The sequence below is a fragment of the Pseudomonas sp. HR96 genome, from assembly GCF_034059295.1.
GTDB lineage: Bacteria > Pseudomonadota > Gammaproteobacteria > Pseudomonadales > Pseudomonadaceae > Aquipseudomonas.
On sequence record NZ_CP139141.1, the window covers coordinates 1,891,945 to 1,915,002 of the forward strand.

Here is a 23,058-nt window from a genome sequence, read left to right on the forward strand (position 1 = left end):
TGGCGCCACAGTGCCTTCTTTTGCGTGAGTCAGCCGATGCATATATTGCTCTGCGAGGACGATGACCTGATTGCCAGCGGTATCTGCGCCGGCCTCGACGCCCAAGGCCTGACCGTGGACCGTGTGGCCAGCGCTGGGGCGGCCCAGGCCCTGCTGCTGGCGGCGGATTTCGACGTGGTCATCCTCGACCTCGGGCTGCCCGACGAGGACGGCCTGAAATGGCTCAGGCGCGTGCGCCAGCAGGGTCAGAGCCTGCCGGTGCTGGTGCTGACCGCGCGCGACACTATCAGCGACCGCGTGGCGGGGCTTGAGGCCGGCGCCGACGATTACCTGCTCAAGCCTTTCGACCTGCGCGAGCTCAGCGCCCGTCTGCACACCCTGGTGCGGCGAGCAGCCGGGCGTGCGGTCAACCTGATCGAGCACGGGCCGCTGCGCTACGATCCCAGCCGGCGCGAGACCTGGCTGGCCGGTCAGCCCGTCGACCTGTCGCGCCGCGAACAGGCGCTGTTGCAGGCCCTGCTGCACAATCGCGGCCGGGTGCTGTCCAGCGAGCAACTCAAGGACAGCGTCTACGGCTTCGCCGACGAGGTCGAAAGCAACGCCTTGAACGTCCATATTCATCACCTGCGGCGCAAACTGGGCAGTCGCATCGTCGAGACGGTCCGCGGCCTGGGCTATCGCCTGGGCCCGGCCGAGGCGGCGTCGTGAGCCTGCGCCTGCGCTTGACCCTGACCTTGGGCAGTGCGTTCATCCTGATCTGGGCGCTGGCGACTGCCTGGATGTTTCGCGACCTGCGCAGCCAGATGATGGTCTCCCTGGACCAGCGCCTGGTCGCCTCGGCGCGCATGGTCGCCGGGTTGGTCGACCAGCTGCCGCAACCCTTGTCCAGCGCCGGCAACGGCACGCGGTTCAGCGCCGACCAGCTGAGCATTCCGGATGGCATGGCTTGCCAGGTCAGCTCGTTGCGCGGTGAAATCCTTGCGCGCAGCCATGCCAGCGCCCCGCAGAATATCGACGACCAGCGCAGCGGCTTTCACGATCAACAGATCGACGGCGCGCCCTGGCGCAGTTTCACCCTGGCCCGCGGCGATGTGCGCATCACCACTGCCGATCGCCAGCAAGAGCGCGAGGCCCTCAACCGCTCGGTGGTGCTGGCCACCTCGGCGCCGGTGCTGATGGCCCTGTTCGGCAGCCTTGCAGTGCTGTGGTGGGGGCTGGGGCAAGGCCTGGCTCCCCTCAAGCGCATGCGCGAAGCGCTGACCCGGCGCAGCCCCGATTCGCTCGAACCGCTGCAGTTGCCCGATTTGCCAGCCGAATTGCAGCCGTTGCTCGACACCCAGAACCAGCTGTTGCTGCGCACCGCCCAGGCCTTGGAGCGCGAACGCCGCCTGACTGGCGATGCCGCCCATGAGCTGCGCAGCCCGCTGACGGCCATCAAGACCCACCTGCAGGTGGCCCGCATGACCGCTGGCGATGCGCGCGAACAGGCTCTCGAACACGCCGAGCAGGGCACCGACCGCCTGCATCGTACCCTCGAGCAATTGCTGATGCTGGCGCGCGTCGAAGGCAGCCTGTCGTTCGACGACGGCCTGCACTGCACCATGCAGCAGGTCGCCCGTCTGGCCCTGGAGGACGCCCACCATGGCAGCGGGCAGATCGAAGCGTACGAGACCCCAGCCTTGCCTCAGGTGCCCCTCGCGGTTCCGGCCAGCCTGGCGGTCGCCGCCTTGCGCAACTTGCTGGAAAACGCCCTGCGCCACGGCCAGAGCGCGGCGGGCAGGGCGGTGCAGTTGCACCTGTCGGTGGTCGGCGGCCGGGCGCGGTTCGAGGTCCGCGACCAGGGCCCGGGCATCGCCGCGCACGATCTCGAAAACCTCACTCGGCGCTTCTGGCGCACCGGGCAGGGCGCCGGCTCCGGGTTGGGGCTGGCCATCGTCCAGGCGATCGTCCAGCGTTGCGGCGGGGCTCTGCATTTTGACAGCGAGCAGGCCGGGCTGCGGGTGACCCTCGAGCTGCCGATGGTGGGCGCGAGTCATTGATGGTTACACAAGCGGCCTGTCCCGGGGCGGCGCTTGGGAGGTAACCTAGCCTGGCTTGTTGCCCAAGCACTCAACTCATGGATGGAGAGAGCGCCAATGACCGGCTGCCCCGCTGTATCTGCCCACAAGACTCCCGGCATTACCCTGCTTGACGCCCTTGGCAGCGACGCCATGGCAATCAGCCGCCTGATCGATCACAGCGTCCGCACCGGCTGCGCGGTCGACCACCGCAACGATCCCCAACTGCTCAACACCTGGCTGCGCAGCAGTTCACCCGCGCGCCTGTTGCGACTGCTCGATCAGGGCCACATCCACGCCCGCCTTGCACTGATGCACAGCCGACCGGTGGGCGTGGCCCTGGCCCACGCCGATGGCGAAATCCTGCATTGCTACGTGTTGTCGGAATTCAGTCGGCGCGGCGTAGGCACCGCGCTGATGAGCGAGCTCGAAGAGCAGCTGCTCGAGCGCGGCTGCGTCACAGCATGCCTGAGCAGCAACCTGACGGGCCAAGGGTTCTATCGGCACCTGGGCTACCGCGAGGTCGGCCAGCCGTTGCGCATGGGCGGCCTGACGCTGACGCCGATGGAAAAGAGCCTCGTGCGCCCGGCGATGGGTGAGTGGGTAGAGCGCTTGTCGCATCGGCTGGTGGGGGGGTGAATGTGATCAATCCTGTGGCGGCGGGCCAAGCCCGCGACCTTTTGCTGTGGGTGCAGTGGCTCGTGGGCCTGGATCGAGACCATAAAAAAACCCGAGCCTCGCGGCCCGGGTTCTTTCACTTCAGCTGACCCCGCCGGTTGGGCGGGTGCTCAACCTCAGGCCTGCACGACCGGGATGTTCGCATTGGCTGCGGCATCGCGGAATTCGGCGATCTGGTCGAAGCTCAGGTAGCGGTACACGTCCGCCGCCATGCTGTCGATGCTCGCCGCATAGCCCATGTATTCCTCGACACTCGGCAGCTTGCCGAGAATCGAAGCGACTGCGGCCAACTCGGCCGAAGCCAGGTACACGTTGGCGCCATCGCCCAGACGGTTGGGGAAGTTGCGCGTGGAGGTCGACACTACGGTGGCGTTCGGCTCGACCCGTGCCTGGTTGCCCATGCACAGCGAGCAGCCCGGCATTTCCATGCGCGCGCCAGCCTTGCCGTAGATGCCGTAGTAGCCTTCTTCGGTGAGCTGGTGGGCGTCCATCTTGGTCGGCGGCGACAGCCACAGACGGGTCGGCAGCTGCCCCTTGACCTTGTCCAGCAGCTTGCCTGCTGCGCGGAAATGGCCGATGTTGGTCATGCACGAACCGATGAACACTTCGTCGATCTTCTCGCCAGCCACGCTCGACAGCAGGCGGGCATCGTCCGGGTCGTTAGGCGCGCAGAGCACAGGCTCCTTGAGGTCGGCCAGGTCGATTTCGATGATTTCTGCGTATTCGGCATCGGCATCGGCGCTGAGCAGATCCGGCTGGGCCAGCCAGGCTTCCATCGCCAGGGCGCGGCGTTCCATGGTGCGTGCATCGCCGTAGCCTTCGCTGATCATCCAGCGCAGCAGGGTGATGTTCGACTTCAGGTACTCGGCGATGGCCTTTTCCGGCAGCTTGATGGTGCAACCGGCGGCCGAGCGCTCGGCCGAGGCGTCGGACAGCTCGAAGGCCTGTTCGACGGTCAGGTCGTCAAGGCCTTCGATTTCCAGGATGCGCCCGGAAAAGGCGTTGATCTTGCCCTTCTTCTCGACGGTCAGCAGGCCTTTCTGGATGGCGTAGTAAGGGATTGCATGCACCAGGTCACGCAGGGTGATGCCTGGGTTGAGCTTGCCCTTGAAGCGCACCAGTACCGACTCCGGCATGTCCAGCGGCATCACGCCGGTGGCGGCGGCGAAGGCGACCAGGCCGGAACCGGCCGGGAACGAGATGCCGATCGGGAAGCGGGTGTGCGAGTCGCCGCCGGTGCCGACCGTGTCAGGCAGCAGCATGCGGTTCAGCCAGCTGTGGATGATGCCGTCGCCAGGGCGCAGCGACACGCCGCCACGGGTGCGGATGAAATCCGGCAGGGTGTGGTGGGTGGTGACGTCGATCGGCTTCGGATAGGCCGCGGTGTGGCAGAACGACTGCATGACCAGGTCGGCGGAGAAGCCCAGGCACGCCAGGTCCTTCAGCTCGTCGCGGGTCATCGGGCCGGTGGTGTCCTGCGAGCCCACGGTGGTCATCTTCGGTTCGCAGTAGGTGCCAGGACGCACACCTTTGCCTTCAGCCAGGCCGCAGGCCTTGCCGACCATCTTCTGCGCCAGGGTGTAGCCCTTGCCGGTGTCGACCGGGGCTTCGGGCAGCTTGAACAGGTCGGTAGGGCCCAGGCCCAGTTCGGCGCGAGCCTTGTCGGTCAGGCCGCGGCCGACGATCAGCGGAATACGGCCGCCAGCGCGGACTTCGTCGAGCAGTACCGGGGTCTTGAGTTCGAAAGTGGTGATCACTTCGTCGCTGTCGTGCTTGCAGACCTTGCCCTGGTGCGGGTACAGGTCGATCACGTCGCCCATGTTGATGTTCGATACATCGAATTCGATCGGCAGAGCGCCGGCGTCTTCCATGGTGTTGTAGAAGATCGGCGCGATCTTGGAACCGAAGCAGAAACCACCGGCGCGCTTGTTCGGCACGTAAGGGATATCGGTGCCAAAGAACCACAGCACCGAGTTGGTCGCCGATTTACGCGACGAACCGGTACCCACTACGTCACCGACATAGGCGACCGGGAAGCCGTCGCCGTACATCTGGGCGATCTGCTTCATCGGGCCGATCGAGCCTTGCACGTCGGGGACGATACCGTCGCGGGCCATTTTCAGCATCGCCAGGGCGTGCAGCGGGATGTCCGGGCGCGACCAGGCGTCAGGGGCAGGGGACAGGTCGTCGGTGTTGGTCTCGCCGGTGACCTTGAAGACTCGCAGGCTGATCTTGTCAGCCAGGGTCGGACGCTTCTTGAACCACTCGCCATCGGCCCAGGACTGCAATACGCCCTTGGCGTGCTGGTTGCCATTCTTGGCTTTTTCGGCGACGTCGTGGAAGGCGTCGAACATCAGCAGGGTGTGCTTGAGTTGCTCTGCGGACACGGCGGCGAGGTCGGCGTCGTCCAGCAGTTCGACCAGAGTGGCGATGTTGTAGCCGCCCTGCATGGTGCCGAGCAGCTCGACCGCACGTTTCTTGTCGAGCAACGGCGAGGTCGCTTCGCCCTTGGCCAGCGCGGAAAGGAAGCCGGCCTTGACGTAGGCGGCTTCGTCCACTCCCGGCGGCACGCGGTTGGTAATCAGGTCAACGAGGAACGCTTCTTCGCCGGCAGGGGGATTTTTCAGCAGCTCGACCAGGCCTGCGGTTTGTTCGGCGTTAAGCGGCTGGGGCACGATACCCTGGGCGGCACGCTCTTCAATGTGTTTGCGGTAGGCTTCAAGCACAGTTATTACCCTCATCAGTGGTCCCGGTCCGGGACGCTCATCCAGAGAACACCGACACCCGTGCGCATCCGACGGCTTTTTGAGCCGTTCAGCCAGGGTGGCGGATATCCCTTGCAGAAGCTGTTTTCAAAGTTTTACGCCTGTAGAAGGGCGGAGCTTGATGAGGGCCGACGACCGGGCGGATTGACCACCCGGACGCCAACACCCTTCTACTGGATGACTGTGCTCGTGACGCTTTGAAAACAGCTTCCAACGGACATTGGCGCCTTAATAAGGCCGGATGATTCTACGGCAATTTATCGATAAAGGTAAGTTAGGCCCCACATGTTCTGGGGTGTAAGTGGCTGGACAAAGGGCTAACATGGGCTTCGTTTCGCCGCCGGGCCCTGTTTCAAGCCATGTCCAACCAATCCATCAAGACGCCCTGCGTGGGCCTGTGCTCCACGGTCTACGGTGACCTCGTGTGCCGGGGCTGCAAGCGTTTCCACCATGAAGTGATCCACTGGAACGGTTACGACGAGGAGCAGAAACGCGCGGTCTGGACCCGCCTGGAGCACCTGTTGGTGCAGGTGATGGAGGCCAAGCTCGAGGTCTTTGACCCCCGGCGCCTGCGTGAACAGCTGGAGCAGCGCAAGATCCGCTTCGTCGCCCATCAGTCCGAATACTGCTGGGCCTACCAGTTGCTGGCCCGCGGTGCGCGGGTGATCAAGGAGCTGGAGGCCTACGGCATCGTGCTGCTGCCGGAGTTTCGCGACTGGGAGCTGCCGCAACTGCGCGACGCCATCGATCGGGAATTCTTCCTGCTGTCCGAGGCCCACTACGAGCGCTACATCGCTCCAGGTTTCCTGCGCGACGCCCTTTAGGGTCGAGCCTGCTCGGCAACAGGAGGGTCATCCCCCTCAGCGCCTCGCCAATTCCACCAGATGGTCGATGATCTCCTCGGTCTTGAGCACCAGCACATCGCTTTCCAGCGCATCGAGTACCGCCTCGGCAGTGTTGCCGATCAGCGCCCCTGACAGCCCGCTGCGGGCCACGGTGCCGATCACTGTCACCGCCGCTTCGAGCTTGTGCGCCATATAGGGGATCAGCACATCGGCCGGCCCCTCCTCGATGTGCAGGTGCAGGTCGTCGATGGCAAAGCGCTGTTGGAACGCGCGACACGCCTCGCGGTAGCGCGCCTCGACGCTGTCGGCGCGCGGCGCCAGCGGGTCGGGGGCCGAGAGCATGGGCGCCGGGTGCGCACAGACCACATGCAGCGCGCCCTTGGCCAGCTGGGCCAGGTCCTGGCCGTGGTCGATGATGCCATCGTGCAGATGCTGGTGACCGTCGTCGGGATTGCCGACATCTACCGCCGCGAGAATGTTCGCGGCATGCCAGGGCCGCTCGGTCTTGACCATCAGCACGGCGCTCGGGCATTCGCGCAGCAGCTTCCAGTCGACCGGCGTCAGCAGGGCCTTTTTCAGCGACTGCTCGGCGCGATGACGCTTGATCACCAGGGCGCAGCCCTCGGCCTGCTGTACGCCGATGATGGTCTCATGCAGGCTGCCACTCCAGGCCTGTTCGGCCGAGGCGCTGTAACCTTGTTCTACCAACCCCAGCTTGAGCTCGGTGAGCAGGGTTGAGTGGTCCTGGCTGCGGTCGCAGATCAGCAGATGCAGGTGGGCGCCCGTGACCCGGGCGATCAGTTGCCCGCGGACCAGGGCCAGGTCGTGTTGCCCGGCGGACTCCAGAACCACCAGGATGCTGCGGATGCCTTGCATGGTGCGGTCTCCGGATGCTCATCATCTATGCAGGATAGCCGCAGCTTCCCCGGCGTCCATCGCGCCGTTGCTCTGCCTCGCATATCCCGGCTGCGCGGCCTTGCGTATAATCCGTCGCTTTTGCTCCGGGGACTGGCTCATGCTGCCTGAAATTCATGCCTTTCTGGGTTGCCGCACGCCGGCCGCCTGGGTCGAGGCGGCGCTGGCCGACCAGCCGACCATGCTGATCGACCACAAGAATTGCGAATTCAAAGCCGCCAGCACGGCCATGAGCATGATGGCCAAATACGGCGGCCACAGTGACCTGGTGATGATGATGTCGCGCCTGGCCCGCGAGGAACTGGTGCATCACGAACAGGTGACGCGCCTGATGAAGAAGCGCAAGGTCGAGTGGCGCCAGCTGTCGGCCAGCCGCTATGCCTCCGGCCTGCGCAAGCTGGTGCGCAGCCACGAACCGGTCAAGCTGGTGGATACCCTGGTGGTCGGGGCCTTCATCGAAGCCCGCAGCTGCGAGCGTTTCGAGGCGGTGGTACCACACCTGGACGAGGAACTGGGCAAGTTCTATTTCGGCCTGCTGAAAAGCGAATCACGGCATTTCCAGGGCTACCTGAAGCTGGCCTATCAGTACGGCGACGCGGCCGACATCGACAACACCATCGAAAAGGTGCGGGCTGCCGAAGCCGAACTGATCGAAAGCCCGGACGTGGAATTTCGCTTTCACAGCGGCGTGCCAGCCTGACCCTCGCCACCAGGCGCTCATGAGCTAGTGGCGGTGTCTGTGGTGGATGTCCGGGAAGTGCGGATGGCTATGGGTCATCTGCGCATGTTCGTGGACATGGCTATGGGCCCCACTACCGCTCCATTCGAAGTCATGCTCGTGCTGATGGTGTTCATCGTGGACGTGACGATGCCCGTGAGTCAGCGGTGCGTGTCGGTGCTCGTGCAGATGAGTTTCGGTGAGGTGCAGCCAGACGCCGACGGCCATCAGCAGCGCGGCGATCCAGAACGACAGGGAGACGGATTCACCCAGCGCGAAGACGGCGATCGCTGCCCCCAGAAACGGCGCGGTGGAAAAGTACGCCCCGGTGCGCGCCGAGCCCAGGCCGCGTAGCGCCAGTACGAAAAATACCAGGCTGACGCCGTAGCCCAGAAAGCCCAGCGCCAGGGTTGGCGCCAGCAGCCCAGGGTCGTCGAGCCGGGCACCCAGCAGCAGCGCCAGCGAACAATTGACCAGGCCGGCGACCAGGCCCTTGAATCCGGCGACGAACAGGGCGTCCGACGCCGACACCTTGCGGGTCAGGTTGTTGTCGATAGCCCAGCACAGGCAGGCCAGGGCGACGGCGCCAAGCCCTGGCCAACTGTCGACCTGCACGGCTTGCCCCGGCCAGGCCAGCACCAGGCCGCCGGCGATGATCGCGAGCATGCCCCAGACGATCCGCCGGTCGGCGTTTTCCTTGAACACCACCCAAGCCAGCAACGCCGTCAGTACCGCCTCCAGGTTGAGCAGCAGGGATGCGGTGGCGCCGCTGGTTCGGCTCAAGCCATACATCAGCGCCAGCGGCCCCAGCACGCCGCCGAAGGCGACGGCGCCGAGCAGCCAGGGCCATTCTGCAGACGGCAGGCCGACGCGTTTCCAGCCCCGGTCGCGAATCAGGCGGGCGAGCGTCAGGCCCAGGCCGCTGCCCAGGTAGAGCAGGCCTGCGAGTAGCGCTGGAGCGATGTCCAGGCCCAGCCGCTTGGCCAGCGGCGTACTGGCGCCGAACAATGCTGCCGCGCCCAGTGCGTAGATGATGCTCAGATTCATTCCTGGCTCCTGCTGATGACTGCCTGACCTGCGACTCCCGCTAGCTTGTACGCCAGTGCGGGCGTGGGAGAAAGCCCTGCAGCGTACTTTGCCGCGTCGTCTGGCGGGTGAACCGAAGCAGGCTAACTATTTTGTTGACATCAGCTGCCTAGGCAGTAACATTGTTTGCAGTTAACTGCCTAAGCAGGCTTTTGCCTTCATGAAACATTTCACTTGCGAAAACTTCCCCGAGAGCAACCTCGGTCTGTTGATCGGGCGCGCCCACGCGCTCAAGGATCGACTGCTGGAAAAGCACCTGGTCGACGAGGACATCACGGCCGCGCAGTTCAAGGTGCTGATCATCATGCAGATGACCGACGTGGATACCCCGGCTGAACTCTGCCGTTACCTGGCGCTGGACAGCGGCGCCATGACGCGCATGCTCGACCGCCTGGAGCAGAAGGGCTTCATAGTGCGCGAGCGTTGCGACGATGACCGCCGGCAGATTCGCCTGGTATTGACCGGTGAAGGCCAACGTCTGGCCGGACGCCTGCCGCAGATCGGTGCCGAAGCCATGAACGAAATGGTCGGAGTGCTGGAACCTGCCGAATTGGCCAGCCTCGAACAGATTCTAAAAAAGATCCTGCTGACGGCTGGCGATAGCGTGACCGTCATGCGCATAGGTGATAAATGAGCCGTAACCTACCTTTCAGCCTGCCCCTGCTGACGCCGATTCTGACGGCCCTGATCCTGGCCGGCTGTGCCAACACCCATGGGCTGCACCCCGGCGGCCCGAGCCTGGACGCCAAGACCCTGCAGGCCGGCCAGTCGCTGAGCGGCATCAACCTGTCGCCGGCGGCCTGGCCGCGTGCCGACTGGTGGACCGGCCTGGGCGACCCGCAACTCGACGGCCTGATCCGCGAGGCGCTGCGTGACAGCCCTGACATGGCCATGGCCCAGGCGCGCGCCCACCAAGCCAGCGCCCAGGCCTATGCGGCCGACGCTGATCGCATGCCTACGGTCAACGCCGAAGGTGGTGTAACCCGCTCGCGGCTGGCCCGCGAACAGGACCCGACCGGGCAGGGCGACCTGTACGGCACCGTGCGCACCCTGGAGGCCACCTTCAACTACAACTTCGACCTGTGGGGCGGCCAGCGCGCCAACTGGGAAGCCGCGCTGGGCCAGGCCCGCGCCGCCGAAGTCGACCGCCAGGCGGCCGCCTTGACCCTGGCCGCCGACGTCGCCCGCGCCTACAGCGACCTGGGCCAGGCCTATATTGTCGACGACCTGGCCCAGGACGACCTCAAGCGCACCGGGCAGATGCTCGACCTGGGCAAGCGCCGCCTGGCCGCCGGGGTCGACAGCGACTACCAGTACCAGCAGACCGAGAGCCTGGTAGCCACCTCGCAGGAGTCGGCCCTCGATGCGCGCAAGCGCGTACAAAGCGCCCGCATCGCCTTGGCGGTATTGCTCGGCAAGGGGCCCGACCGGGCCGGCGAGATCGCTCGCCCGCGGGTACTGCAACCTGCCGCCGTGGCCCTGCCCAGCGTGCTGCCGGCCGAACTGCTTGGGCGCCGCCCGGACCTGGTGGCGGCGCGCTGGCGAGTCGAGGCCGCGAGCAAGGGCATCGACGCCAGCAAGACGCGCTTCTACCCCAACCTCAACTTGAGCGCCCAGGCCGGCACCCAGTCGATGGTGGGGGACGCGCTGTTCGGTGCACCGAGCAAGTTCTTCAACATCGGCCCGACCGTCTCGCTGCCGATCTTCGACGGCGGCCGCCTGCGCGCCGACCTCGACGCCCGCGATGCCGACTACGACCTGGCCGTGGCGCAGTACAACAAGAGCCTGGTGCAGGCGCTGGGCGACGTCAGCGACACCATCTCGCAACTGCGCGCCATTGGCGGGCAGATCACGGCCCAGCAACGGGCGGCCGCAGTGGCTCAGCATTCCTTCGAGACCGGCACCCAACGTTACAGCTCGGGCATCGGCAACTACGTGGACGTGCTGACCATCGAACAGCAATTACTGCAGGCGCAACGGCAGCTGGCCAGCTTGAACGCCGAGCAGATCGATCTCTCGATCAAATTGATGCAAGCCCTGGGCGGCGGTTTCCAGGATGCCAACCTTGCCTCCGCCGCCCCTGCAGCCACCGCTGCTCGCACCAACGACTGAATTGACTCAAGGTATCTGCCATGGCTAGCGCCTCTACCCCCCATAACGATTCGCCGAACGTCGGCAGCCCGGACGCCAAAGAGCAGCACGCGCCGCAGGAACCCGGCAAGCAGCAAGAGCAAGGCAAGCAGCAGGACCCCAAGGCGCAACCGGCCAACAACCGCAAGCGCAAGTTCTGGCTGATCGGCCTGGTAATCCTGATTATCCTGGTCGGCGTCGGCGTCTGGCTGTGGTACGACCTGTATGGGCGCTACAACGAAAGCACCGACGACGCCTACGTGAACGGCAACGTAGTGGAAATCACCCCGTTGGTCACCGGTACCGTCACCAGCATCGGTGCCGATGACGGCGACCTGGTGCACGCCGGCCAGGTGCTGTTGACCTTCGACCCCAGTGACAACCGCATCGCCCTGCAGAGCGCCGAGGCCAACCTGGCCAAGACCGTGCGCCAGGTGCGTGGCCTGTACAGCAATGTCGATGGCATGAAGGCCCAGGTCGCCGCGCGCCAGTCCGACGTGCAGAAAGCCCAGGACAACTTCAACCGTCGGCGCAACCTGGCGGCAGGCGGGGCGATCTCCCAGGAAGAGCTGTCCCATGCCCGTGACGACCTGTCCTCGGCGCAGAGCGCGCTGAGCAATGCCAAGCAGCAATTGAGCAGCTCACAGGCGCTGGTGGACGACACCCAGGTGTCCAACCATCCGGACGTCATGGCCGCTGCCGCGCAATTGCGTCAGGCTTACCTGGCCAATGCCCGCAGCACGTTGATCGCGCCGGTCACCGGCTATGTGGCCAAGCGCACCGTGCAACTGGGTCAGCGTATCCAACCGGGCACCGCGACCATGGCGGTGATCCCGCTGAACCAGCTGTGGATCGACGCCAACTTCAAGGAAACCCAACTGGGCCATATGCGCATCGGTCAAGCCGTGGAAATCACCGCCGACCAGTACGGCAGCGACGTCAAGTACAGCGGCACGGTCGACAGCGTCGGCGCCGGTACTGGCAGTGCCTTCGCCTTGCTGCCGGCGCAGAACGCCACCGGCAACTGGATCAAGATCGTCCAGCGGGTGCCGGTGCGCATTCACATCAACCCTCAGGATCTGGAGCAACATCCGCTGCGCATCGGCCTGTCGACCGTGGTCGACGTCGACCTGCACGACCAGAGCGGCCCGGTGCTGGCGCAGAAACCGCCACAGCAGGCGTCCTACACCACCAACGTGTATGACCAGCAGCTGGGCGAGGCGGACGCAATGATCGCCCGTCTGATCCATGACAACAGCGCCACCATGGGCAAGTCCGCCCAGCGTTGATTCGCTGGTTTCCCGGCCCGTCCTTGCTGTCGACGGGCCGGGCCGGCATCCCCTAGATTGCAGGATTCGCGATGAGCTCCAAAGCGCAATTCACGCCGCCCAGCCTGGTGTTGGCGACCATCGGCCTGTCCCTGGCGACCTTCATGCAGGTGCTCGACACCACCATCGCCAACGTGGCGTTGCCGACCATTTCCGGCAACATGGGCGTCAGCTCCGACCAGGGCACCTGGGTCATCACCTCATTCGCGGTGAGCAACGCCATCGCCTTGCCGCTGACCGGCTGGTTGAGCCGGCGCTTTGGCGAGGTGAAGCTGTTCATGTGGGCGACCTTGCTGTTTGTGATCGCCTCGTTTATGTGCGGCATCTCCACCTCGATGCCGGAATTGATCGGCTTTCGCGTGCTCCAGGGCATGGTCGCCGGCCCCCTGTACCCTATGGCGCAGACTCTGCTGATTGCCGTTTATCCTCCGGCGAAACGGGGGATGGCCCTGGCGTTGCTGGCCATGGTCACGGTGGTGGCGCCGATTGCCGGGCCGATCCTCGGCGGCTGGATCACCGACAGCTACAGCTGGCCGTGGATCTTCTTCATCAACGTGCCGATCGGCATCTTCGCTACCCTGGTGGTACGCCAGCAGCTCAAGGAGCGGCCGGTGCAGACCAGCCGCCAGCCCATGGACTATGTCGGCCTGATCACCCTGATCATCGGCGTCGGGGCGCTGCAGGTGGTGCTCGACAAGGGCAACGACCTGGACTGGTTCGAGTCCAACTTCATCATCATCGGTACGGCGATATCAGCGATCGCCCTGGCGGTGTTCATCATCTGGGAGCTGACCGACAAGCACCCGGTAGTCAACCTGCGCCTGTTCGCCTATCGCAACTTCTGTTTCGGCACCATCGTGCTGGTGGGGGGCTACGCCGGATTCTTCGGCATCAACCTGATATTGCCGCAGTGGCTGCAGACCCAGCTGGGCTACACGGCCACCTGGGCCGGGCTGGCGACCGCGCCGCTGGGCGTGCTGCCGGTGCTGATGTCGCCGTTCGTGGGCCGCTATGCGACCAAGTTCGACCTGCGCATCCTCGCCGGGCTGGCATTCACCTTCATCGGTGCCAGCTGCTACATGCGTTCGGGGTTCACCACCGATGTCGACTTCTTTCACATCGCCATGGTGCAGCTGTTCATGGGCGCCGGGGTGGCGCTGTTCTTCATGCCGACCCTGACCATCCTGCTGTCCGATCTGCCGCCCCAGCAGATCCCCGACGGCTCGGGCCTGGCCACCTTCCTGCGGACCCTGGGTGGCAGCTTCGCCGCCTCGCTGACCACCTGGATCTGGGACCGCCGGGCCATCCAGCACCATGCGTACATGAGCGAGAACGTCAACGTCTATGCGCCGGCCACCCGCCATGCCATCGACCAGCTGGGCGGGGCCAACCCCAGCACCTATGCCAAGCTCGAGCAGATGGTCAACGGCCAGGCATTCATGCTCTCGACCGTGGACTACTTCATCATGATGACTTGGATCTTCGCCGGGTTGATCGTGATTGTCTGCTTCGCCAAGCCGCCGTTCGCCGCGAAAGCGGGGCCCGAGGCGGCGGGGCACTGAAAGCCTCCGAAAGGCCGCCAGGCCGGTTTGATCTTTGGCCTGCCTGGGCGAAATGCAGCGCCCCCCTCGCCAGCTTCGCCGGCTCCTACTCGCCTGGGTTCGCTCGAAGTCAGCGTGGGAGGGGGCAAAGCCCCCGAGAGGCCGTCAGGCAGGTTTGATCTGGGGGTCAAAAGGCAAATGGCGCCAGGGCATAGCCCTGCTCGTCGACCTGCAAGGCCCAACCCTCACGGTCCCAATCGCCCAGCACGATACGCCGCGCGGCGTGCTCGCCAACCTGCAAACGATGCACCGCAGGCCGATGGGTATGGCCATGGACCAGGGTCTGCACATTATGGGCCTGCATGATCAGCGGCACCTGCTCGGGCGTCACGTCGACGATGTCGTTGGCCTTCATGCGGGTCTGCGCGCGGCTCTCGCTGCGCAGCTTGCGTGCGAGCTTGTGACGCATGGCAAGCGGCAGGTGGCGCAGAATGAACAGCGTGACCGGGTTGCGCAGGATCCGCCGCATCTTCATATAAGCTTCATCGCGGGTACACAGGCTGTCGCCGTGCATCAGCAGCACCGGCTGGTCGTTGAAGTGCACCACGCTGGGGTCGGGCAACAGCGTCGCCCCGGCGGCCTTGCAGAACGCCTGGCCAAGGAGGAAGTCGCGGTTGCCGTGCATCAGATAGATCCGCGTACCGCTGTCGCTCAGCTGACGCAGCGCCGCGCAGATCGAAAGTTGGTAGGGGGTCATGGCATCGTCGCCGATCCAGGCTTCGAAGAAGTCCCCCAGGATATACAGCGCCTCGGCCGAGCGCGCGCGCCCGGCGAGGAAATCCACGAACGCCCGGGTGATATCCGGGCGTTCTTCCTGCAGATGCAGATCGGAGATCAGCAGAATCACTCAACGATCTCGGCTTTCTCGATGATCACGTCGTCTGCTGGAACGTCCTGGTGGCCGCTTTTCGAAGTGGTTTTCACTTCCTTGATCTTGTCGACGATATCCTGGCCTTCGACCACTTCACCGAACACCGCGTAACCCCAGCCCTGCGCGGTCGGTGCGCTGTGGTTGAGGAAGGTGTTGTCGGCGACGTTGATGAAGAACTGCGCGGAGGCCGAGTGCGGCTCCATGGTACGGGCCATGGCGACGCTGTACTTCTTGTTCGGCAGGCCGTTATTGGCTTCGTTCTTGATGGTGGCGCGGGTTTTCTTCTGCGCCATGCCTGGCTCGAAGCCACCGCCCTGGATCATGAAGTTGCTGATCACGCGGTGGAACACGGTGTTGGTGTAGTGACCTTCTTCCACGTATTGCACGAAGTTCGCCACGGTTTCCGGGGCTTTGTCCTTGTTCAGCTGCAGGACGATGACACCGTGGTTGGTGGTCAGTTTGACTTTGGACATGGGAAAAATCGCTCTTCTCTGAGAATCGGTTAAGGCTCGCAGCCAGTTTACAGCGGGCGTTACACACGTTGCGGCGGTTTTTTTCACACCCCCGGGGATTTCCCCGGTAGTTTCTGGAGCCTGGCCTGTCAGCCGCTGGACCGCTTGGGCTATGATAAGCGCTTTGATTTAGTCGGCCTACCCCGGCCGAAAACCGTATGCCAAGGATCCTATGAGCAAGCCCACTGCCGATACCGCTCCGAATGCCGCCAATGCCAAAGGCAACGGCCCAGTCGTACCGACCAATTTCCTGCGCCCGATTCTTCAGGCCGACCTGGATTCGGGCAAGCACAGCAGCATCGTCACCCGCTTCCCGCCGGAGCCCAATGGCTACCTGCACATCGGTCACGCCAAGTCGATCTGCGTCAACTTCGGCCTGGCCAAGGAGTTCGGCGGCGTCTGCCACCTGCGCTTCGACGATACCAATCCGGCCAAGGAAGACCAGGAATACATCGACGCGATCCAGAGCGACGTCAAGTGGCTGGGCTTCGACTGGGCGGGCGACGTGCGCTATGCCTCGCAGTATTTCCAGCAGTTGCATGACTGGGCGGTGGAGCTGATCAAGCGTGGCGACGCCTACGTCGACGACCTGACCCCCGAGCAGGCTCGCGAATACCGCGGCAACCTCACCGAACCGGGCAAGAACAGCCCGTTCCGTGACCGCTCGGTGGAGGAGAACCTCGACCTGTTCGCGCGCATGAAGGCCGGCCAATTCAAGGACGGCGAGCGCGTGCTGCGGGCGAAGATCGACATGGCCTCGCCAAACATGAACCTGCGCGACCCGATCCTCTACCGCATCCGTCATGCCCACCACCACCAGACCGGTGACCAGTGGTGCATCTACCCCAACTACGATTTCACCCACGGTCAGTCCGACGCCATCGAGGGCATCACCCACTCCATCTGCACCCTCGAGTTCGAAGGCCACCGGCCACTGTACGACTGGTTCCTCGAGCACCTGTCGGTGCCGGCACACCCACGCCAGTACGAATTCAGCCGTCTGAACCTGAACTACACCATCACCAGCAAGCGCAAGCTCAAGCAACTGGTCGATGAGAAGCACGTCAGTGGCTGGGACGACCCGCGCATGTCGACGCTCTCCGGTTTCCGCCGCCGCGGCTATACCCCGGCATCGATCCGCAATTTCTGCGAGATGATCGGCACCAACCGCTCCGACGGCGTGGTCGACATGTCGATGCTGGAATTCTGCATCCGCGACGACCTCGACCATAACGCGCCGCGTGCCATGTGCGTGCTGCGGCCGCTGAAGGTGGTCATCACCAATTACTCGGAAGGCCAGGTCGAGCACCTCGAACTGCCGCGCCATCCCAAAGAAGACATGGGCGTGCGCGCCTTGCCGTTCGCCCGGGAAATCTACATCGACCGCGACGATTTCATGGAAGCGCCGCCCAAGGGCTACAAGCGCCTGGAGCCCGCAGGTGAAGTGCGCCTGCGTGGCAGCTACGTGATCCGCGCAGACGAGGCCATCAAGGATGCCGACGGCAACGTCGTCGAGCTGCGTTGCTCCTACGACCCGGACACCCTGGGCAAGAATCCCGAAGGCCGCAAGGTCAAGGGCGTGATCCACTGGGTGCCGGCACAGGCCAGCATCGAATGCGAAGTGCGCCTGTACGATCGCCTGTTCCGCTCCGCCAATCCTGAAAAAGCCGAAGAGGGTGCGACCTTCCTCGACAATATCAACCCCGAGTCGCTGCAAGTGCTCACCGGTTGTCGTGCCGAACCTTCGCTGGCCAACGCCCAGCCGGAGGACCGCTTCCAGTTCGAGCGCGAAGGTTATTTCTGCGCTGACCTGAAAGACTCGCAACCCGGTCGTCCGGTATTCAACCGTACCGTGACCCTGCGTGATTCGTGGGGCCAGAGCTAAGGATTCGTCGTGCTGAATACTCCCAAACCGCTAGCGCTGAACATTTACAACACGCTGACCAAGAGCAAGGAAGCGTTCAAGCCTCTGGATGGCAACAAGGTGCGCATGTACGTCTGCGGCATGACCGTGTACGACTTCTGCCACCTGGGCCACGGGCGCAGCATGGTCGCCTTCGACCTGGTCACCCGCTGGCTGCGGCATAGCGGCTACGAGCTGACCTATGTGCGCAACATCACCGACATCGACGACAAGATCATCAACCGCGCGCGGGAAAATGGCGAATCGTTCGAGGCGCTGACCGAGCGCATGATCGCCGCGATGCACGAGGACGAGGCGCGGCTGAACATTCTCAAGCCGGACCTCGAGCCCCGGGCCACGGCGCATATCGCGCAGATGCACGCGATGATCCAGACCTTGATCGACAAGGATTATGCCTACGCGCCGGGCAATGGCGATGTGTACTACCGGGTCGGCAAGTTCGCCGGCTACGGCAAGCTCTCGCGCAACCGCATCGAAGACCTGCGCATCGGCGCGCGCATCGATGTCGACGAAGCCAAGCACGACCCGCTGGATTTTGTCCTGTGGAAGGGCGTCAAGCCCGGCGAGCCGAGCTGGGAGTCGCCGTGGGGCCCGGGGCGCCCTGGCTGGCACATCGAGTGCTCAGCCATGTCGACCTGCTGCCTGGGCGACACCTTCGACATCCACGGTGGTGGCAGCGACCTCGAATTCCCGCACCACGAAAACGAGATCGCGCAGAGCGAGGCGGCCACCGGCCAGACCTACGCCAACGCCTGGATGCACTGCGGCATGATCCGCATCAATGGCGAGAAGATGTCCAAGTCGTTGAACAACTTTTTCACCATTCGCGACGTGCTGGCCAGCTATCACCCGGAGGTGGTGCGCTACCTGCTGGTGTCCAGCCATTATCGCAGCGCCATCAACTACTCCGAAGACAGCCTCAAGGAGTCCAAGAGCGCGTTGGAGCGTTTCTACCATGCGCTCAAGGGCTTGCCGCAGGTGGCCGCCAGCGGTGGCGAGACGTTCGTGGAGCGCTTCGCAGCGGCGATGAACGACGACTTCGGCACCCCGGAAGCCTGCGCTGTGCTGTTCGACCTGGTGCGTGAAATCAACCGACTGCGCGACACCGACGCCCAGGCAGCGGCCGGCTTGGCCGGTCGTTTGCGCGAACTGGCGGGTTTGCTGGGGGTGTTGCAGCTGGAAGCCGAGGACTTCCTGCGTGCCGGTGCCGAAGGCAAGGTCGATGCCGCGCAGGTCGAGGCCTTGATCCAGGCGCGCCTGGCGGCGCGGGCCGGCAAGGACTGGGCCGAGTCCGACCGCATCCGCGATCAGCTGACCGCGCTGGGTGTGGTGCTGGAAGACGGCAAGGGCGGGACGACCTGGCGTCTGGCTGACTGATCGGCCTGGGAGGCCTCATCGCCGGTTCCCGGGCAAGCTCGGTCCTACGGTGATGAGGCGGGCCTCGCCAGCGCAGGCCCCTTCAGCAATCAAGCGTGCAGCGTCTCGGCCGCATACAGGGTATTTTCCAGCAGGCAGGCCCGCGTCATCGGCCCCACTCCGCCTGGCACCGGCGTGATCCAGCCGGCGCGGGGCAGGGCGGTCTCGTAGACGACATCACCGACCAGCTTGCCGTCATCCTGACGGTTGATGCCGACGTCGATGACAATCGCGCCTTCCTTGATCCACTCGCCCTTCACCAGCCCAGGCTTGCCAGCGGCGACCACCACCAGATCGGCACGGCCGACATGCCCGGCCAGATCCTTGGTGAACCGGTGGGTCACGGTGACCGTGCAGCCCGCCAGCAGCAGCTCCATGGCCATCGGCCGGCCGACGATATTCGAAGCGCCCACCACCACTGCGTCCATGCCGTACAGGTCCTGCCCGGTGCTTTCCAGCAGGGTCATGATGCCCTTGGGGGTGCAGGGGCGCAGCAGGGGGATACGCTGCGCCAGGCGGCCGACGTTATAGGGGTGGAAGCCATCGACGTCCTTGTCCGGGCGGATACGCTCCAGCAGCGAGGAGGCGTCGAGGTGCTCGGGCAGCGGCAATTGCAGCAGGATGCCATCGATTTCCGCAGCGTCATTCAAACGGTCGATCAGGTCGGTCAGCTCTTGCTGGGTGGTGCTCGCCGCCAGGTCGTAGGCTTCGGAGATGAAGCCGACTTCCTCGCAGTCCTTGCGCTTGTGCGAAACGTAAACCTGAGAGGCCGGATCGCTGCCGACCAGGATCACCGCGAGGCCCGGCGTGCGCAGACCCTGCTGGCGACGCTCGGTGACGCGTTGGGCGATCTGCTGGCGCAGGCTGGCGGCGATCGCCTTGCCGTCGATTAGTTGTGCAGTCATGACGCGTGATTAACCATCGAAAGGGAGTGAAAAAGGACGCGCATTCTCGCATGCAACGGCCCATGGGCAAAGGCGCCCCGTCCGCCAATTCTGCTAAGCCCTTTAATTAAATGAATTTTTTTCAAAAAGGTGTTGACGACCTTCGAGCTCGTCTATAAGATTCGTCGCACTTGTCGGGCAGGACCTAGCACTGGTCAGGAAGGTCAAGCAGAGTAGCGTCGAAGGTTGACTTGCTCAATGTGATCGACCGAAGCTGTTTGTTCAAACGCCGCAAGGCGAATGCAGCAAATAAGCGCCCGTAGCTCAGCTGGATAGAGCATCCGCCTTCTAAGCGGATGGTCGCAGGTTCGAGTCCTGCCGGGTGCGCCATTAGGCAGCTTTGGCACCACAAGTACTGCAACACGCAACAAACGCAATATGGTGGGCGTAGCTCAGTTGGTAGAGCACAGGATTGTGACTCCTGTTGTCGTGGGTTCGATCCCCATCGTCCACCCCATATTCCGAAAAGGCGCCTGATTTAACGATCCGGCGCCTTTGCTTTAAACGGGTTATGCGGATGTGGTGGAATTGGTAGACACACTGGATTTAGGTTCCAGCGCCGCAAGGTGTGAGAGTTCGAGTCTCTCCGTCCGCACCAATAGGTAAATCAAGGGGTTACAAGCTTTAAAGCGGGTCCTCCTTGATGCACTGGATTAGCTGCGTGAACTGAACGTGAACAACCCGGTTCACGCAGCCCGTCCAACTCGTACTGCATCGCGCACTCTTGCCGGTGCCAGAAGGGCGTAACGCTCGGTCATCATGACCGTTGAGTGCCCTAGCAAGTCCCTGACTTCCGCCAGCGCAACGCCGGCACTGATCAGATGCGCCGCACAGGTGTGTCGCAGATCATGAATCTTGAAGTCCTTGATCCCCGACGTTTTGCAAGCCCGCTCAAATCCATTGCGCACACTCACCACCCGTTCGCCGTTTCCGCGCATGAACACCCAGGGTGCGGCATCACCATAGTGGCGTGCTTGCTCTCGCGGGAGCTCTTGCGATGCCTGATCTTAACCACTCGCCGAGGCTCATCGGCGCGAATTGCGCGACACATGTTGCCGGCGCCCATGCGCATTCCATCACTACCAATTCTTCGGGCGATCACCATCATTCAGTGACTGTCGGTGCAGTGGGTGATCACGTGCATGGCATTGCTGTGTCCGATGCGGACGATCATACCCACAGCATCTCAGTCGCAGAATCGGGCGGGGCTGGAGCACGCCCCAGGAATGTCGCCCTGCTGTATGTCATCAAATACTGATAACGAGCGCTGACTCGTTCAACTCAAGCGCCAAATATCGAGGAAAAAAGCCCCCTCAAATGCTCGTTGCCGAAGTCCAGCAGGTGGTTATCGTCGAAGTACAGCGAAACGCCGTTTTTGGAGCCAAAGCATTCACCTGCTGAGCACAAGTAAGGGGTGGGATCTACGATCACCGCAGCGCATTGATTAGCGGCAGCGTCAATCGCCGCTAGCGCAACCCGGTTACGCTCTTCGTAGGCTTGCAGAGGGGCAATTATGTCCGAAGGTTTTTGAAATATCCGCTGCTGTAGGTTCATGCCTTTAGGAATGGCGAATGGCATCTCCGGGATGGGCTTGACCAGATAGACCGGGTGGGTTTGAGCAATGGTGCAAACTGTTCGGGTATATTCAGCGATGTAGGTCTTTTCGAACGATAGCGGCGTAACCAGCGAGTCACCGGAAAAGGACACGCGATAAGAGTTGCTCCGGCTTTGATCCGTATACAAGCCTGCACGGTGAAACATGACCACTGGAATATCTGTATAGGATGTTCCGAGAACGTTCATCTTGTCGGCCATGAAGTCGCGGCACTGTTGCTCTCGCTCCTGATCGTGGGTGTGGAACTCCATCAAGGGCGGGCACCCACCGCGAGCCCACGAAAGCGAAGCCTGCGGGTTCTCCATTTGTACTGCGGCAGCGGTGGACTGTGCATGGCTGTCGCCAAACAGAATGGCCTTTATTTCGCCAGTGCCCAACTTGCAGTCGGAGGCGCCATAGGTGTTGGGAAAGCACTCTTGTGAGTACATGGTGCTTGCGTATTCCGGCTGCGGCCCCTCGACATAGGCAAACCTGAGTCCCGGATGGTGCTTGACCAGCGACGCAGTGATAGCCGCCACGCCAATCACGGATGCCACTGCTGCAGCGTGTTTCGCCAAGGACTGGGCAGGGGACTGACCGCGTTTCGTTCTGGTTTCGACGGTCAGGAATGACAGCGAGCCCAGCACAAGCGACAGCACGATTCCCCCGGCCAGGTGCGCAGGGCTGTTCAGCAGGCCGCACATGTAGAGAAGTACCACCACGGGCCAATGCCAAAGGTAGACGGAATACGAAATAGTACCGGTGAACAGTATTAACCTGTTTTCGAACAGCCTCGAAGAGGCCTGACCGTACAGCAGCAATACTGTGCCCAAGACAGGAACCAGAGCCAGGTAGCCCGGCCACAGGTCTTGCTCACTGAAAGTCACAACGCCGCCGGAGAGGGCCAGCAAGCCAATGGTTGCAGATGTCCGCATGGCCGGACGACTTAGGCGCAGTGGTAGGAGAAATACCAAGCCGCCTGCCAGCATCTCCCAGGCTCTTGTGGGCAGCATATAGAAAGCGAACACCGGATTGCTGTTGCTGATCTGAACCGATGCTGCGAAAGAAATCGCCGCGGCTATTGTCAGCACTACCAGCAGGCCCTTGGCCTGAAACCTTTGGTACAGCATGGTCATCAGGATGGGGTAGAGCAGATAGAATTGCCACTCAACTGATAATGACCAGGTGTGCAATAGCCAGTTTCCCTGGAGCGGTGTATCGAAGTAACCGCCGGCCTCGGCGAAAGAGAAGTTTGAGAGAAACACCAGAGTACCTTTCAGCGTTCTGATGAGTTCGCGCAGGTCGTCACCGGGCAAAAGACAGAAGCCCAGCAGGAGGAGGCCGGTGCAAAGCCCAATCAGGGCCGGCAAGAGGCGTCTTGCGCGTGAAGCATAGAATCCGAGGAGTGAGAAATTGCCAGCTTCAAGGCCGTTGGCGATGATTTTCGTCATCAAAAAACCTGATATGACGAAGAACACATCAACCCCTATGAAGCCTCCATTGAAGCCAGGGATTCTGAAGTGGTACAGCATCACCGAGACAACCGCGAACGCCCTCAAAGCGTTGATGTCCAGCCTGAAATCCGATTTCATGATTTTTGTATCATCTCCTGATGAGAATTATCCGAGAGGATTATAGGAATCCCTTGCCGAGCTTATCTGTAGGAAATTTCCC

At 63.2% G+C, this 23,058-nt stretch carries 20 protein-coding genes and 3 tRNA genes; 15 read left to right on the forward strand and 8 right to left on the reverse strand.

Translation table 11 applies throughout. The annotated features are described in order from the left end of the window. Window positions 1–36: 36 nt before the first annotated feature. The 3 genes from SFA35_RS08870 to SFA35_RS08880 all read left to right on the forward strand — a co-directional run bounded on the left by SFA35_RS08870 (window position 37) and on the right by SFA35_RS08880 (window position 2,696). Window positions 37–708, forward strand: coding sequence for a response regulator transcription factor (locus tag SFA35_RS08870; RefSeq protein ID WP_320577380.1), 672 nt, complete (start codon window positions 37–39; stop codon window positions 706–708). Continuing rightward, on the forward strand, window positions 705–2,039 hold the full coding sequence (locus SFA35_RS08875) for a sensor histidine kinase (RefSeq protein WP_320577382.1): 1,335 nt from the start codon (window positions 705–707) through the stop codon (window positions 2,037–2,039). The genes SFA35_RS08870 and SFA35_RS08875 overlap by 4 nt, the downstream gene beginning before the upstream one ends. 96 nt (window positions 2,040–2,135) lie before the next feature. Beyond that, entirely contained in the window at window positions 2,136–2,696 is a 561-nt protein-coding gene (locus SFA35_RS08880; RefSeq protein WP_320577384.1) for a GNAT family N-acetyltransferase, read from the forward strand. Between the two features lie 155 nt (window positions 2,697–2,851). On the opposite strand, the gene acnB is transcribed toward SFA35_RS08880, so the two are convergent. Next, entirely contained in the window at window positions 2,852–5,461 is a 2,610-nt protein-coding gene (gene acnB, locus SFA35_RS08885; protein WP_320578926.1) for a bifunctional aconitate hydratase 2/2-methylisocitrate dehydratase, read from the reverse strand. 398 nt (window positions 5,462–5,859) lie between these two features. Between acnB and SFA35_RS08890 the strand changes: the two genes are divergently transcribed. Further along, window positions 5,860–6,324 (forward strand): DUF1289 domain-containing protein, encoded by a 465-nt coding sequence (locus SFA35_RS08890; protein ID WP_320577386.1) that lies wholly within the window; start codon window positions 5,860–5,862, stop codon window positions 6,322–6,324. A gap of 36 nt (window positions 6,325–6,360) precedes the next feature. Here SFA35_RS08890 and SFA35_RS08895 read toward each other — a convergent pair whose 3' ends face one another. Then, window positions 6,361–7,221 carry a universal stress protein gene (locus SFA35_RS08895; RefSeq protein WP_320577389.1) on the reverse strand — a complete coding sequence of 287 codons (861 nt, stop codon included), beginning with the start codon at window positions 7,219–7,221 and terminating at the stop codon, window positions 6,361–6,363. Between the two features lie 139 nt (window positions 7,222–7,360). Here SFA35_RS08895 and SFA35_RS08900 point away from each other — a divergent pair, with 139 nt between their 5' ends. Then, window positions 7,361–7,960 carry a tRNA-(ms[2]io[6]A)-hydroxylase gene (locus SFA35_RS08900; protein ID WP_320577391.1) on the forward strand — a complete coding sequence of 200 codons (600 nt, stop codon included), beginning with the start codon at window positions 7,361–7,363 and terminating at the stop codon, window positions 7,958–7,960. Between the two features lie 24 nt (window positions 7,961–7,984). Here SFA35_RS08900 and SFA35_RS08905 read toward each other — a convergent pair whose 3' ends face one another. Continuing rightward, the gene (locus SFA35_RS08905; RefSeq protein ID WP_320577393.1) at window positions 7,985–9,025 is read right to left on the reverse strand and encodes a DMT family transporter; all 1,041 of its coding nucleotides are present in this window, start codon (window positions 9,023–9,025) and stop codon (window positions 7,985–7,987) included. Window positions 9,026–9,224: 199 nt separating this feature from the next. On the opposite strand from SFA35_RS08905, the gene SFA35_RS08910 reads away from it, so the two are divergent. From SFA35_RS08910 to SFA35_RS08925, 4 genes are all read left to right on the forward strand, one after another. Continuing rightward, entirely contained in the window at window positions 9,225–9,698 is a 474-nt protein-coding gene (locus SFA35_RS08910; RefSeq protein WP_320577395.1) for a MarR family winged helix-turn-helix transcriptional regulator, read from the forward strand. Then, window positions 9,695–11,176, forward strand: coding sequence for an efflux transporter outer membrane subunit (locus tag SFA35_RS08915; protein WP_320577397.1), 1,482 nt, complete (start codon window positions 9,695–9,697; stop codon window positions 11,174–11,176). Before SFA35_RS08910 ends, SFA35_RS08915 begins: the two co-directional genes overlap by 4 nt. Window positions 11,177–11,196: 20 nt before the next feature. After that, on the forward strand, window positions 11,197–12,483 hold the full coding sequence (locus SFA35_RS08920; RefSeq protein WP_320577400.1) for an efflux RND transporter periplasmic adaptor subunit: 1,287 nt from the start codon (window positions 11,197–11,199) through the stop codon (window positions 12,481–12,483). A gap of 71 nt (window positions 12,484–12,554) precedes the next feature. Next, on the forward strand, window positions 12,555–14,084 hold the full coding sequence (locus SFA35_RS08925; protein WP_320577402.1) for a DHA2 family efflux MFS transporter permease subunit: 1,530 nt from the start codon (window positions 12,555–12,557) through the stop codon (window positions 14,082–14,084). 166 nt (window positions 14,085–14,250) lie between these two features. On the opposite strand, the gene lpxH is transcribed toward SFA35_RS08925, so the two are convergent. Both lpxH and SFA35_RS08935 read right to left on the reverse strand, forming a co-directional pair. Then, window positions 14,251–14,970 carry a UDP-2,3-diacylglucosamine diphosphatase gene (gene lpxH / locus SFA35_RS08930; RefSeq protein WP_320577405.1) on the reverse strand — a complete coding sequence of 240 codons (720 nt, stop codon included), beginning with the start codon at window positions 14,968–14,970 and terminating at the stop codon, window positions 14,251–14,253. Next, window positions 14,967–15,467 carry a peptidylprolyl isomerase gene (locus SFA35_RS08935; protein ID WP_320577407.1) on the reverse strand — a complete coding sequence of 167 codons (501 nt, stop codon included), beginning with the start codon at window positions 15,465–15,467 and terminating at the stop codon, window positions 14,967–14,969. Before SFA35_RS08935 ends, lpxH begins: the two co-directional genes overlap by 4 nt. Window positions 15,468–15,678: 211 nt before the next feature. Here SFA35_RS08935 and SFA35_RS08940 point away from each other — a divergent pair, with 211 nt between their 5' ends. Beyond that, a complete protein-coding gene (locus SFA35_RS08940; RefSeq protein WP_320577409.1) occupies window positions 15,679–17,391 on the forward strand; it encodes a glutamine--tRNA ligase/YqeY domain fusion protein in 1,713 nt (570 codons plus the stop codon). 36 nt (window positions 17,392–17,427) lie between these two features. Next, window positions 17,428–18,807 carry a cysteine--tRNA ligase gene (gene cysS / locus SFA35_RS08945; protein WP_320578928.1) on the forward strand — a complete coding sequence of 460 codons (1,380 nt, stop codon included), beginning with the start codon at window positions 17,428–17,430 and terminating at the stop codon, window positions 18,805–18,807. A gap of 89 nt (window positions 18,808–18,896) precedes the next feature. Here the strand turns inward: cysS and folD are convergent, their stop codons facing one another. Next, complete coding sequence (gene folD, locus SFA35_RS08950; RefSeq protein ID WP_320577411.1) at window positions 18,897–19,751, reverse strand: bifunctional methylenetetrahydrofolate dehydrogenase/methenyltetrahydrofolate cyclohydrolase FolD; 855 nt, start codon at window positions 19,749–19,751, stop codon at window positions 18,897–18,899. Between the two features lie 292 nt (window positions 19,752–20,043). Here folD and SFA35_RS08955 point away from each other — a divergent pair. The 3 genes from SFA35_RS08955 to SFA35_RS08965 all read left to right on the forward strand — a co-directional run bounded on the left by SFA35_RS08955 (window position 20,044) and on the right by SFA35_RS08965 (window position 20,388). After that, window positions 20,044–20,120 (forward strand) — tRNA-Arg (locus SFA35_RS08955). A gap of 51 nt (window positions 20,121–20,171) precedes the next feature. Then, window positions 20,172–20,247: transfer RNA gene (locus SFA35_RS08960), tRNA-His, on the forward strand. Window positions 20,248–20,303: 56 nt separating this feature from the next. After that, window positions 20,304–20,388 (forward strand) — tRNA-Leu (locus tag SFA35_RS08965). A gap of 88 nt (window positions 20,389–20,476) precedes the next feature. Here the strand turns inward: SFA35_RS08965 and SFA35_RS08970 are convergent. Next, window positions 20,477–20,728: a tyrosine-type recombinase/integrase gene (locus SFA35_RS08970; RefSeq protein ID WP_320577414.1), complete on the reverse strand. Its 252-nt coding sequence runs from the start codon at window positions 20,726–20,728 to the stop codon at window positions 20,477–20,479. 59 nt (window positions 20,729–20,787) lie between these two features. On the opposite strand from SFA35_RS08970, the gene SFA35_RS08980 reads away from it, so the two are divergent. After that, on the forward strand, window positions 20,788–21,048 hold the full coding sequence (locus tag SFA35_RS08980) for a hypothetical protein (RefSeq protein ID WP_320579244.1): 261 nt from the start codon (window positions 20,788–20,790) through the stop codon (window positions 21,046–21,048). 23 nt (window positions 21,049–21,071) lie between these two features. On the opposite strand, the gene SFA35_RS08985 is transcribed toward SFA35_RS08980, so the two are convergent. After that, a complete protein-coding gene (locus tag SFA35_RS08985; protein ID WP_320577416.1) occupies window positions 21,072–22,976 on the reverse strand; it encodes an acyltransferase family protein in 1,905 nt (634 codons plus the stop codon). Between the last annotated feature and the right edge of the window lie 82 nt (window positions 22,977–23,058).